The organism is Geodermatophilus amargosae, assembly GCF_041028265.1.
GTDB lineage: Bacteria > Actinomycetota > Actinomycetes > Mycobacteriales > Geodermatophilaceae > Geodermatophilus > Geodermatophilus amargosae_A.
Genome location: NZ_JABGCW010000004.1, coordinates 260,953 through 274,018 on the forward strand (window position 1 = coordinate 260,953; position 13,066 = coordinate 274,018).

8 protein-coding genes are annotated in these 13,066 nt (G+C 73.3%); 4 read left to right on the forward strand and 4 right to left on the reverse strand.

From position 1 onward, the window contains the following. Window positions 1-45: 45 nt before the first annotated feature. From HLV61_RS06835 to HLV61_RS06845, 3 genes are read right to left on the reverse strand one after another with little or no spacing between them, the layout of a single operon-like run. Window positions 46-1,443: a maltokinase N-terminal cap-like domain-containing protein gene (locus HLV61_RS06835; RefSeq protein ID WP_369253638.1), complete on the reverse strand. Its 1,398-nt coding sequence runs from the start codon at window positions 1,441-1,443 to the stop codon at window positions 46-48. Beyond that, on the reverse strand, window positions 1,440-3,278 hold the full coding sequence (treS, locus tag HLV61_RS06840; protein WP_369253639.1) for a maltose alpha-D-glucosyltransferase: 1,839 nt from the start codon (window positions 3,276-3,278) through the stop codon (window positions 1,440-1,442). The genes HLV61_RS06835 and treS overlap by 4 nt, the downstream gene beginning before the upstream one ends. A gap of 58 nt (window positions 3,279-3,336) precedes the next feature. Beyond that, window positions 3,337-5,364 (reverse strand): alpha-1,4-glucan--maltose-1-phosphate maltosyltransferase, encoded by a 2,028-nt coding sequence (locus HLV61_RS06845; protein WP_369253640.1) that lies wholly within the window; start codon window positions 5,362-5,364, stop codon window positions 3,337-3,339. Window positions 5,365-5,494: 130 nt separating this feature from the next. Here HLV61_RS06845 and glgP point away from each other — a divergent pair, with 130 nt between their 5' ends. Continuing rightward, complete coding sequence (gene glgP, locus HLV61_RS06850; RefSeq protein ID WP_369253641.1) at window positions 5,495-8,044, forward strand: alpha-glucan family phosphorylase; 2,550 nt, start codon at window positions 5,495-5,497, stop codon at window positions 8,042-8,044. A 127-nt stretch (window positions 8,045-8,171) separates the two neighbouring features. After that, window positions 8,172-9,167, forward strand: coding sequence for an FHA domain-containing protein (locus tag HLV61_RS06855; protein WP_369253642.1), 996 nt, complete (start codon window positions 8,172-8,174; stop codon window positions 9,165-9,167). Between the two features lie 60 nt (window positions 9,168-9,227). Here HLV61_RS06855 and glgX read toward each other — a convergent pair whose 3' ends face one another. Continuing rightward, window positions 9,228-11,366, reverse strand: a complete 2,139-nt coding sequence (gene glgX / locus HLV61_RS06860) for a glycogen debranching protein GlgX (protein ID WP_369253643.1) — start codon at window positions 11,364-11,366, stop codon at window positions 9,228-9,230. Between the two features lie 64 nt (window positions 11,367-11,430). Between glgX and HLV61_RS06865 the strand changes: the two genes are divergently transcribed. Then, on the forward strand, window positions 11,431-12,243 hold the full coding sequence (locus tag HLV61_RS06865; RefSeq protein WP_369253644.1) for an ABC transporter ATP-binding protein: 813 nt from the start codon (window positions 11,431-11,433) through the stop codon (window positions 12,241-12,243). A gap of 28 nt (window positions 12,244-12,271) precedes the next feature. Continuing rightward, window positions 12,272-13,060: an enoyl-CoA hydratase/isomerase family protein gene (locus HLV61_RS06870; RefSeq protein ID WP_369253645.1), complete on the forward strand. Its 789-nt coding sequence runs from the start codon at window positions 12,272-12,274 to the stop codon at window positions 13,058-13,060. Window positions 13,061-13,066: the final 6 nt, after the last annotated feature.

The window sequence follows — 13,066 nt, forward strand, 5'->3', positions numbered from 1 at the left end:
GTTGCCGTCCTCTGTCGTCGTCTGCGTCGTCGTCTGCTGCGTCGTCTACCGGGGCTCAGCCGGCCCGGCGGCCAGCCGGGAGAGCGACTGCAGCGGGATCATCAGCCAGTTCGGCCGGTTGCGCGCCTCGTAGACGCACTCGTAGACCGCCTTGTCCGCCTCGAAGGCCCGCAGGAGGGGGGAGCCCCCGCACGGGTCGATCCCGCTGGCCGCCGAGTAGCCGGCGCAGAAGGCGCCGCGGTTGCGCACTGCCCACTCCTGCGCCCGGTACGCGCGCTGGGAGTCGTCGGGCTGCTCCACGAGCATGTGCCGTGCGGCGTAGTCGAAGCTGCGCAGCATCCCGGCGACGTCACGCAGCGGGCTGTCGAGCTGCCGCCGCTCGGCCAGCGGCCGGGCCGGCTCGCCCTCGAAGTCGAGCACCACCCAGCCGGTCGCCGTGCGCAGCACCTGACCGAGGTGGAAGTCGCCGTGCACGCGCTGGCGCACCACCTCCTCGGGGCTGTCGGCCACCGCGGCGTAGACCGCGCGCAGGCCGGCGAGGTGCTCCTCCAGCTGCGGGACCACGGCCAGCGCGGACTCGAGCCGGCCGGTCATGGCCCGTGCGGTCGCGGCGAACCACTCCCGGTCGGCCGGCTCGGTGTCCAGCACCCGCGCGAGGTCGGCGTGCACCGAGGCGGTCGCCGAGCCCAGCCGCTCGCTGTCGGCGGCGAAGTCGCCGCCCACCTCGTCGGCGTGCAGGTCGCCCTCGGCGTAGAGGTCGCGGACGCTGGCCGTGGCCAGCCGCCAGCCGTCGCTGGCGCCCCGCACGAAGGTCTGCAGCATCGCCGCCGTGGCCGGCTCCGCGCCGTCGGCGTCGTCGATCTCGACGTAGCCGAGCAGCGGGGCGATGTGCGGGTTCTCGGTGCGGCGCAGCGCCTCACCGATCTCGACGTCGGGGTTGAGCCCGGGCTCGAGCCGGCGGAACAGCTTGAAGATGGCGTCCTGGCCGTAGACCAGCGAGGTGTTGCTCTGCTCCGTGGAGACGACGTCGCCGGGCACGCCCTCGGGGATGGTCGCGACCCCCGACGGGTGGAAGTGCATCGGCCCCACCGTGGAGGCGGCCACCAGGTGCACCAGCCACGGCGGCGTGGCGTCGCGGTCGCGCAGGGCGTCGTAGCAGTAGTTCTCCCGGTCCTCGCCGTCGGCGCCCTTGGCCGGGACGGCGCCCACGAACGCCGAGGAGAGGTCCTCGTCGGGGTGCGCCCGCCACGACAGCGGCACGAGGTAGGTGTCGCCGCCGCCGTCGGTGTAGGTCACCCGGACCCGGTGCACCGACACGACCGGCTCGGACCGGGAGAGGAAGAAGCCGTCCTCGGAGACGTCGGCCCACTCGCGGCCCTTGCCCCCGAACCAGCGTTGCTGCGGCATCCACTCGCGCAGGACGTCGCTCAGGGCCTTGCTCATGCGGGTCCTCCGGTGCTCGGCGGGACGTCGTCGCCCGTCCTGGTGTCGCTGCCCCCGGGGATCTCCTCGGCCTCGCTGACCAGGCCGGCGGCCAGCAGCGAGTCGGCGACCGGGCTGGTGGCGGCGATGTCCGGACCGGCCGGCTCCTCGACCGGCTCGACCGGGCGGGACAGCTCGAACCAGTAGAAGCCGTGCCCGGCGAGGGTGAGCATGTAGGGCAGCACGCCGATCTGCGGGAACTCGACCCGGCCGGTCAGCTCGACGGGCGTGTAGCCCTCGAAGCGGCGCAGGTCCAGCTCCACCGGCTGCGGGAACCGGGAGAGGTTGTTGACGCACAGCACGACGTCGTCGCCGAACTCGCGGACGAACGACAGCACGGTGGGGTTGCGCGAGCCGATCTCCTCGTAGGTGCCCAGGCCGAAGGTCGGGTGCTCCTTGCGGACGGCGATCATCCGGCGGATCCACTGCAGCATCGAGTTGGTGTTGCGCAGCTGCGCCTCGACGTTGGTGGTCTGGTAGCCGTAGACCGGGTCCTGGTTGAGCGGCAGGTACATCCGCTGCGGGTCGGCGGTGGAGAAGCCGCCGTTGCGGTCGGGCGTCCACTGCATCGGGGTGCGGACGCCGTCGCGGTCACCCAGCCAGATGTTGTCGCCCATGCCGATCTCGTCGCCGTAGTAGAGGACCGGCGAGCCGGGCAGGCTCAGCAGCAGCGCGTTGAACAGCTCGAGGGTGTTGAGGTCGTTCTCCAGCAGTGGTGCCAGGCGCCGGCGGATGCCGATGTTGGCCTTCATGCGGGGGTCCTTGGCGTACTCCGCCCACATGTAGTCGCGCTCCTCGTCGGTGACCATCTCCAGGGTCAGCTCGTCGTGGTTGCGCAGGAAGATGCCCCACTGGCAGGTGTCGGGGATCGCCGGCGTCTGGGCCATGATCTCCGAGATGGGGAACCGCTGTTCCCGCCGGACGGCCATGAACAGGCGTGGCATCACCGGGAAGTGGAAGGCCATCTGGCACTCGTCGCCGTTCTCGCCGAAGTACTCGACGACGTCGGCCGGCCACTGGTTGGCCTCGCACAGCAGCACGCGGTCGGGGTAGTCGGCGTCGACCACCTTGCGCACGTGCTTGAGGAACTCGTGGGTGCGCGGGAGGTTCTCGCCGTTGGTGCCCTCCTCCTCGAACAGGTAGGGCACCGCGTCGAGCCGGAAGCCGTCGACGCCCAGGTCCAGCCAGTAGCGCAGGGCGTCGACCACCGCCTCCTGCACCCGGGGGTTCTCGAAGTTGAGGTCGGGCTGGTGGGAGAAGAAGCGGTGCCAGAAGTACTGCTTGCGCACCGGGTCGAACGTCCAGTTCGAGCTCTCGGTGTCGACGAAGATGATCCGCGCGTCGGCGTAGCCGGTGTCGTCGTCGGCCCACACGTAGAAGTCGCCGTAGGGGCCCTCGGGGTCGCTGCGGCTGGCCTGGAACCAGGGGTGCTGGTCCGAGGTGTGGTTCATGACGAAGTCGATGATCACGCGGATGCCCCGGTCGTGGGCCGCGGCCAGGAACTCCTTGAAGTCCTGGATGTCACCGAACTCCGGCAGGACGGCGGTGTAGTCGCTGACGTCGTAGCCGCCGTCGCGCAGCGGCGAGGCGAAGAACGGCGGCAGCCAGAGGCAGTCGACGCCGAGCCACTGCAGGTAGTCGAGCTTGTCCATCATCCCGCGCAGGTCACCGACGCCGTCGGCGTTGCTGTCGGCGAAGCCGCGGACCAGGACCTCGTAGAAGACGGCGCGCTTGAACCACAGGGGGTCGGTGCCCCGCGCCGGGAGCGCGGAGCCCCTGTCGTGGGGGTCGGGCACGGGGAGCGTCATCGGTGCGGGGAGCCCTCGGGAGTCGTCGGTACGTGGGGAAGGGGGACTAGCGCACCGACGGCGGCCAGGTCACCGGCCGGGGCAGGTGGACCGAGAACACGTGCGCGGGCTCCCAGTAGGGGTCGAGCTCGACGTAGTTGAACTGGCCCCAGTCGTAGCGGGCGCCGGTGATCTCGTCGGTGACGGCGAACCGCTCGTGCCAGTCCAGCCCGAGCGTGGGCAGGTCCAGCGCGGTCGTCCCGATCTGCCGGTTCTGGCCGTCCAGTGAGCAGACGACGAGGACGGCGTCCTGCGAGCCGGGGTCGGTCTTGGAGAAGCAGATCAGCTCCGGGTTGTCGACCCGGTGGAAGCGCAGCGTCCGCAGCTGCTGCAGCGCCGGGTGCTGCCGGCGGACCTCGTTGAGCCGGCGCAGGTAGGGCGCGAGGCTGCGGCCGGCCGCCTCGGCAGCGGCCCAGTCGCGCGGGCGCAGCCGGTACTTCTCGCTGTCGAGGTACTCCTCGCTGCCCGGCTTCACCGCCACGTGCTCGTACAGCTCGTACCCGGAGTAGACGCCCCAGGTCGGGCTCATCATCGCGGCGAGCACCGCGCGGATCTTGAACATCGGCGGCCCGCCGTACTGCAGGCTCGCGTGCAGGATGTCCGGGGTGTTCACGAAGAAGTTCGGCCGCATGTAGTGCGCGCTGGTGGCCAGCTCGCGGCCGTACTCCTCGATCTCCTCGCGCGCGGTCCGCCAGGTGAAGTACGTGTAGGACTGGGTGAACCCGATCCGCGCGAGCTGGTGCATCATCGCCGGCCGCGTGAAGGCCTCGGCGAGGAAGAGCACGTCGGGGTCGGTCTCCTTCACCGTCCAGATGAGCCAGTGCCAGAAGTCCAGCGGCTTGGTGTGCGGGTTGTCGACGCGGAAGACCCGGACCCCGGCGTCCATCCAGACGCGCACCACCCGCAGCACCTCGGCGTAGAGGCCCTCGGGGTCGTTGTCGAAGTTGATCGGGTAGATGTCCTGGTACTTCTTCGGCGGGTTCTCCGCGTAGGCGATCGTCCCGTCGGGCTTGGTGGTGAACCACTCGGGGTGCTCCTCGACCCACGGGTGGTCGGGGGCCGCCTGCAGCGCGAGGTCCAGCGCCACCTCCATGCCCAGCTCCCGGGTGCGCGCCACGAAGGCGCGGAAGTCCTCCATCGTCCCGAGCTGCGGGTGGACGGCGTCGTGGCCGCCCTCGGCGCTGCCGATCGCCCACGGCGAGCCGACGTCGTCGGGCCCGATCTCGTTCGGGTTGCCGCCCGGGTACTGGGCGGTGTTCGGGCCCTTGCGGTTGACGGTGCCGATCGGGTGCACCGGCGGCAGGTAGACGACGTCGAAGCCCATGTCGGCCACCGCCGGCAGCCGGTCGGCCGCGGTCTGGAACGTCCCGTGCGTCGGGACGCCGCCGACGACCGGGCCCTCGGAGCGAGGGAAGAACTCGTACCAGGAGCCGTAGAGCGCGCGGGGGCGGTCGACCCAGACCTCGTACTCCGGCGTCGGCGTGACCAGCTCGCGCACCGGGTGCTCGTCGAGGTACCGCTGCAGGGCCGTGGACAGCGCGGGCGCCACCCGGTCGTGCAGCGTGCGGGACCCGTCGCGCAGCGCCTCGGCGGCCGCGGTCAGCCGGTCGCGCCACTCCGCGTCGGCGTCCGCGGCCACCCGGTCGAGCAGCCGGGCGCCCTCCTCGAGGTCGTTGGCCAGCTCCCCGGCGCCCTGACCGGCCTCGATCTTCACCTCGACGGCGTGGTGCCAGGTGGCCAGGGGATCGCTCCACGCCTCGACGCGGAAGGTCCAGCGCCCCTCGCGGTCGGGCACGACGGTGCTCAGCCAGCGGTCGGGCTCCTCGCCGAAGCGGCGCATCCGGGTGAACGGCCCGCGGGTGCCGTCGGGAGCGGTCCAGACGACGTCGGCCGCGACGGCGTCGTGGCCCTCGCGGAACACGGTGGCGGTGACCGGCAGGTGCTCGCCGACCACGGCGCGAGCCGAGAACGACCCGCAGGACACGACGGGGGCGACATCGGTGATGCCGAGGCGGAGGTCAGCGCGGCGAGTCATCCCGTCAACGCTATCCAGGTCCCGGACCGGCCACACCTCGGCTGCCGATCGCCGGCCGCGGCGCGGGGCCCGCGGCGGGCGTGCGCGTCGCGGGGCGCGGCGAGGTCCTCCCGCTGACTAGTCTCTCCGCGTGCGAGCACTGCGTCGGTTCACCGTCCGGGCGGCCCTCCCCGAGGCCCTCACCCCGCTGTCCCAGCTGGTGATGAACCTCCGCTGGTCGTGGCACGCCGAGACCAGGGACCTCTTCGAGGCCCTGGACCCGGAGCTGTGGCGCACCTGCGGCAACGACCCGGTGACGGTCCTCGGCGAGGTGTCGGCCGCCCGGCTGGCCACCCTGTCGAACGACCGCCGGTTCCTGCGCCGGCTGCAGGACGTCGTCGACGACCTCGAGGACTACCTGTCCTCGCCGCACTGGTACCAGTCGCTGGGGCCCGACGCGCCGCGCAGCATCGCCTACTTCTCCGCCGAGTTCGGCATCACCGAGGTGCTGCCGCAGTACTCCGGCGGCCTGGGCATCCTCGCCGGCGACCACCTCAAGGCCGCCTCCGACCTCGGCGTCCCGCTGATCGGCGTCGGGCTGCTCTACCGGGCCGGCTACTTCGAGCAGGGGCTGTCCGGCGACGGCTGGCAGCTCGAGCACTACCCGGCGCTGGACCCGCACGGGCTGCCGGTCAAGCTGCTGCGCCAGGCCGACGGGTCGGCCGTGGTCATCAGCGTGCCGCTGCCCGAGGGCCGCACCCTGTACGCGCACGTGTGGCGGGCGCAGGTGGGCCGGGTGTCGCTGCTGCTGCTCGACAGCGACATCGAGGAGAACGCCCCCGCCGAGCGCGGGGTCACCGACCGGCTCTACGGCGGCGACGAGGACCACCGGCTGCGCCAGGAGATGCTGCTCGGCATCGGCGGCGTCCGGGCGCTGCGGGCGTACTGCCAGCTCACCGGCACCCCGCAGCCGGAGGTGTTCCACGCCAACGAGGGCCACGCCGGCTTCCAGGGCGTCGAGCGGATCCGCGAACTCACCGAGTCGCACGGGCTGACCTTCGCCGAGGCGCTGCAGGCGGTCCGCGCCGGCACGGTGTTCACCACGCACACGCCGGTCCCGGCCGGCATCGACCGCTTCCCGCGGGCGCTCATCGAGCGCTACTTCGCCGGGTTCGGCGTCCCGCTCGAGCACCTCATCCCGCTGGGTGCCGAGGACGACCAGACCAAGTTCAACATGGCGCACATGGGCCTGCGGCTGGGCCAGCGCGCCAACGGCGTGAGCCAGCTGCACGGGCACGTCAGCCGGTCGATGTTCAGCGACCTGTGGCCCGGCTTCGACCAGGGCGACGTCCCGATCAGCTCGATCACCAACGGCGTGCACGCGCCCACCTGGACCGCCCGCGAGCTGGTGGAGCTGGGCACCCAGACCTCCAGCGACGGCGACCCGTTCGAGGGCACCGGCCCGGCGTCCTTCGACGGCGTCGACCGCATCCCGGCGCTGGAGCTGTGGAACACCCGCCGGATGCTGCGCGGCCGCCTGGTCGAGGAGGTGCGCCGCCGGCTGCGCGAGACGGCGCGCTCGCGCGGCGCGGCCGAGGCCGAGGTCGGCTGGACCGACACCGCCTTCGACCCCGACGTCCTCACCATCGGCTTCGCCCGCCGGGTGCCGTCCTACAAGCGGCTGACCCTCATGCTGCGCGACCCCGAGCGGCTGCGGGCGCTGCTGCTCGACCCCGACCGGCCGGTCCAGCTGGTCATCGCCGGCAAGAGCCACCCGGCCGACGACGGCGGCAAGCAGCTGATCCAGCAGATGGTGAAGTTCGCCGACGACCCCGCGATCCGGCACCGCATCGCCTTCCTCCCCGGCTACGACATCGGGATGGCGCGCTACCTCTACTGGGGCTGCGACGTCTGGCTGAACAACCCGCTGCGGCCGCTGGAGGCCTGCGGCACCTCGGGCATGAAGGCCGCGCTCAACGGCGGGCTCAACCTCTCCATCCGCGACGGCTGGTGGGACGAGTGGTTCGACGGCCAGAACGGCTGGGCGATCCCGACCGCCGACGGCGTCAGCGACCCCGACCGCCGCGACGACGTCGAGGCACACGCGATCTACGACCTGCTCTCCACCCAGGTGCTGCCGCGGTTCTACGAGACCGACCGGGACGGCATCCCGACCCGCTGGGTCGAGATGGTGCGGCACACGCTGCGCGAGACCGGCCCGAAGGTGCTGGCCACCCGGATGGTGCGCGACTACGTCGAGCAGCTGTACGTGCCGGCGGTCGGCTCGGCGCGGTCGATGGCCGACGGCGGGTACGGGCCGGCGCGCGACGAGGCGCACTGGCGGGCGCACCTGCTGGAGAACTGGTCGGGCGTGCGGGTCGCGCACGTGGAGGCCACCGGCGCCGGCGACACCCCGGAGATCGGCTCCACCCTGGCGCTGCGCGCGGAGGTGGAGCTGCCGCACCTCACCCCGGCCGACGTCGAGGTGCAGGCGGCCTACGGCCGGGTCGACGACGCCGACGGCCTGCACGAGGTGACCACGGTCCCGATGCGCCACGAGCACACCGAGGGCTCGCGGCACTGGTTCACCGCGACGCTGCCGCTCGAGCGCACCGGCGCGTTCGGCTACACCGTCCGCGTGCTGCCGCACTCCGAGCACCTGGCCGACCCCGCGGAGCTGGGGTTGGTGACGAGCGCCTGAGCGGGCGCCCGGGGAGGGGGTGACCCCACCCGTCACGCCGGTCGCAGCGTCCCCAGGGGGCGCGGGGAACGGCGTGGCGGTGCGGTGGGACCGCACACCGCCCCCGGCTGTCATTAGGCTGGCGCGCATGCCCGACCGCTGTGAAGTCCTGCCCGGAGACGCCCTCGTGGCCCGTCGCGGCGGGGGACTGCTGTGGGTCGACGCTCCCGGTTCGCCGGCCCTGGTCGCCGCCCTGCACGCCTGCCTGGGGGTGTCCGGCCCCGGCGCCGACCGCGTCCTGGGCGCCGTCGCCGCCCAGGCCGCCGCGCTCGGGGGCGGCTCGGCCTCCTTCGCCCTCGTCCTCACCGACACCAGCGGCGGGTCCGGCACCGGCGTCGCGCTGTGGTCCGGCAAGGGCCAGCCCGCCGTCGACGGCGTCCCGGTCTCCGGCCAGCCGGTCGACGGGTGCAGCCTGGCCGCCGGGTTCACCCTCGGGTCCAGCCTCTACGTCGGCCCCGGCCAGGCCACGCCGCAGATGCCGCCGGGTGTCGCCCACGACCTCGTCGAGGGCGCGGTCCCCGGCTCCGGCGCGCTGCTGCAGCTGGCCGCCGTCTCCTCCGCCCCGGCCGCCGTCCCGCCGGCCACCCACACGCCGCCGTCGTCGTTCGGCGCCGGCTCGGACGCCGGCTTCGCCGCGGCGCCGTCCTACAGCGCGCCGTCCGGCTCCTCGGCGTCGAGCCAGGCCGCCCGCACCGACGACGGCGGCGAGGAGACGGCGTTCTGGAAGCCCGACGCCGCCGCGTCCGCGCCGGTGCTGCGGTTCGACGACGGCCTGGTCGTCACCGTCGACGAGGACCTGGTGCTCGGCCGCCGTCCCGACAGCCACGAGCTGGTGACCGCCGGCAACGCCCGCCCGGTGCCGATCGCCGACACGCAGAACGTGCTGTCCTCGGCGCACGCGGCCATCCAGCGCCAGGGCCGCGAGGTCACGCTCACCGACCTCGGCTCCCTCAACGGCACGCACGTCGCCGGGCCGGAGGCCACCGAGTGGACGCAGCTCGAGCCCGGTGTCGCCCACCCGCTCTCCGACGGCGACCGCCTCCTGCTCGGCTGGACGGTCATCACCTACGAGCAGCCGGAGTGACCTGAGCGCAGCGGCCGCGGGCCCGGTTCCCCTCGGGGGACCGGGCCCGCGCCGTCTCGTTCACGGCCGGCGCAGGACGCGCAGGAGCCAGACGGTGCGCGGGGGGACCTCGACCGGCCCGGGCGCGACGACGGCCGGTCGCGGCGGTGCCCCCGTCGGGTACTCGGTGCTGAGCGCGAACTCGTAGCCGTCGGCCCACGGCGGCCCCGGCAGCACGACGTCGACCGGCTCGGACCCGGCGTGCAGCTGCACGAGGTAGGAGTCGTCGACCACCGGGCGGCCGCGCTCGTCGCGGTGCCGGATGCCCCGGCCGTCGAGGTACATGCCGACGGTCTCCAGGCCGGTGTCGAACCAGTCCCCGGTGGTCAGCTGCCCGCCGCCGGGTGCGAACCACGCGACGTCGCGGGTGCCGCCGGTCCCCGGGATCTCGTGGCCCTCGAAGAAGGCCTCCTGGCGCAGCACCGGCGCGTCGCGGCGCAGCCGCAGCAGCCGGCGGACGAAGGCCAGCAGGTCCCCGTCGGCGGCGTCCCAGTCGATCCAGGACACCTCGTTGTCCTGGCAGTAGGCGTTGTTGTTGCCGCCCTGGGTGCGGCCCAGCTCGTCGCCCGCGGTGAGCATCGGCACGCCGGTGGACAGCAGCAGCGTGGCCAGCAGGTTGCGCTGCTGCCGGGCGCGCACGGCGAGGACCCCCGGGTCGTCGGTCGGGCCCTCGACGCCGCAGTTCCAGTTGCGGTTGTGGCCCTCGCCGTCGCGGTTGTCCTCGCCGTTGGCCTCGTTGCGCTTGTGCTCGTAGGTGACCAGGTCGGCCATGGTGAAGCCGTCGTGGGCGGTGACGAAGTTGACGCTGGCGAAGGGGCGCCGGCCGTCGGAGCGGTAGAGGTCGGAGGAGCCGGTGAGCCGGTAGGCCAGGTCGCGCACGCCGACGCGCGCGCCGGACCACACGTCGCGCACGGTGTCGCGGTAGCGGCCGTTCCACTCGGTCCACAGCGGCGGGAAGTTGCCCACCTGGTAGCCGCCCTCGCCGATGTCCCACGGCTCGGCGATCAGCTTCACCTGGCTGACCACGGGGTCCTGGTGGACGACGTCGAAGAAGGCCGAGAGGCGGTCGACGTCGTGGAAGGACCGGGCCAGTGCGGCGGCGAGGTCGAACCGGAAGCCGTCGACGTGCATCTCGGTGACCCAGTAGCGCAGCGAGTCCATGAGCATCGCCAGCACCTGCGGACGCCGGACGTCGAGGGTGTTCCCGCAGCCGGTGTAGTCGGTGTAGCGGGCCCGGTTCTCCCCGTGCAGCCGGTAGTAGCCGGGGTTGTCGACGCCCTTGAGCGACAGCGTCGGCCCGGTGTGGTCGCCCTCCGCGGTGTGGTTGTAGACGACGTCGAGGACCACTTCGATGCCCGCGGCGTGCAGCGCCTTCACCATCGCCTTGAACTCGGTGACCTGCGCCCCGCCGGAGCCGGCCGAGCTGTAGGCGGCGTGCGGGGCGAAGTAGCCGAGGGTGTTGTAGCCCCAGTAGTTGCTCAGCCCGCGGCGCAGCAGGTGCGGCTCGCTGACGAAGTGGTGCACCGGCAGCAGCTCCACCGCGGTGACGCCCAGGGACACCAGGTGCTCGACGAACGCCGGGTGGGCCAGCCCCGCGTAGGTGCCGCGCAGCGCCGGCGGGACGCCGGGGTGCCGCATGGTCGCGCCCCTGACGTGCACCTCGTAGACGACGGTGTCCGACCACGAGGTGGCCGGCCGCCGGTCGCCGTCCCAGGGGAAGGAGTCGTGGACGACGACGCCGCGGGGCACGAACGGAGCGGAGTCGCGCGGGTCGGCCGGGCCGGTGTCGGGGCCGTCGGCGCGGTACCCGAACAGCGCGGGGTGCAGCGCCAGGTCGCCGTCGACGGCGCGGGTGTAGGGGTCCAGCAGCAGCTTGGCCGGGTTCCACCGGTGGCCGGCGCCGGGGTCCCAGGGGCCGTGCACGCGGTAGCCGTACCGCTGGCCGGGCCCGACGCCGGGCAGCCGGCCGTGCCAGACCTGGTGGGTGGTCTCCTGCAGCCGGTGCCGGTGCTCGGTCCCGTCGGGGTCGAACAGGCACAGGTCGACGGCGGTGGCACCGGCCGACCACAGCGCGAAGTTGGTGCCCGTGCCGTCCCAGTGCGCCCCCAGGGGAGCGGGGGAGCCCGGCCAGACCTCGACGTCCTCGCTGCTGGTCCTCACGCCGCGATCCTGTCAACTCGTGCTCCTGTCGGCCTGCAGACAGGCGGGTTGGTTGGATGGGGCCGTGTCGAGCAGTCCCGCGCTGAGCGGAGCAGAGCCCGTCGTCCGGATGCGCGGCGTGGACGTCGTCCGCGGGCAGTCGCACCTGCTCCGGGGGGTCGACTGGACCATCACCCCCGAGCAGCGCTGGGTGGTGCTGGGGCCGAACGGGGCGGGGAAGACGACGCTGCTGCAGCTGGCCGGGGCGCTCGTGCACCCGACCCGCGGCGAGGTGCAACTGCTCGGCGAGACGATGGGCGCGGTCGACGTCTTCGAGCTGCGCCCGCGGATCGGCCTGACCAGCGCGGCGCTGGCGCAGCGGATCGAGCCGGGGGAGCGCACCGGCGACGTCGTCCTGTCCGCCGGGTACGCGATCGTCGGCCGCGGGCGGGAGCGCTACGACATCCACGACCTCTCCCGCGCGGCCACGCTCCTGCGGCAGTGGGGCGTGCAGGCGATCGCGCACCGCCCGTTCGGGACCCTGAGCGAGGGTGAGCGCAAGCGGGTGCAGATCGCCCGCGCGCTCATGCCCGACCCCGAGCTGCTGCTGCTCGACGAGCCCGGCGCCGGGCTCGACCTCGGCGGCCGCGAGGACCTGGTCAGCCGGCTGTCGGACCTCGCCACCCACCTCCACGCCCCGGCGCAGGTGCTGGTGACCCACCACGTCGAGGAGATCCCGCCGGGCTACTCCCACGCGCTGCTGCTGCGGGAGGGCGTGGTGGTGGCCGCCGGGCCGCTGTCCCAGGTGGTCACCGCCGAGGCGCTGTCGGAGACGTTCGGCCTGCCGCTGGCCCTCGAGCGCTCCGACGGCCGCTACACCGCCCGCGGCCGGAGCTGAGCGTCTCCGGCTGGCTAGGGTGCCCCCCATGCCAGCAGCGCCGGAGTTCGTGACCCTGTCGGTGGCGGGCGGGGTGGGCACGATCCGCCTCGACCGGCCCAAGATGAACGCCATCGACGAGCAGTTGCACACCGAGGTGCGGGCCGCGGCGCTCGAGGCCACCCGGCGCGAGGACGTGCGCGCCGTCGTGATCTACGGCGGGGAGCGGGTGTTCGCCGCCGGCGCCGACATCAAGGCGATGTCCCGGCTGACCGGCAGCTCGATGGTCGCGTGGGGCCGGGAGCTGACGAACAGCTTCACCACCGTGGCCCGCATCCCCAAGCCGGTCATCGCCGCCATCACCGGCTACGCCCTCGGCGGCGGCTACGAGCTCGCGCTGTGCGCCGACTTCCGGATCATGGGCGCCGGGGCGAAGGTCGGGCAGCCCGAGATCCTGCTCGGCGTCATCCCCGGTGCCGGCGGAACCCAGCGGCTGGCCCGGCTGGTCGGCCCGGCCAAGGCCAAGGACCTCGTCTTCACCGGCCGGCACGTCGGCGCCGAGGAGGCCCTCGAGATGGGCCTGGCCGACGCCGTCGTCCCCGACGCCGAGGTGTACGACACCGCGGTCGCCATGGCGGGGAAGTTCGCCGCCGGCCCGCCGCTGGCGCTCGCCGCGGCCAAGCAGGCGATCGACGAGGGCCTCGACGGGTCGATGGAGCAGGGCCTGGCGCTGGAGAGCCGGCTGTTCGCCGGGCTGTTCGACACCGAGGACCAGGCCACCGGCATGCGGTCGTTCCTCGAGAGCGGCCCCGGCAAGGCGACCTTCACCGGGCGCTGACCGCCT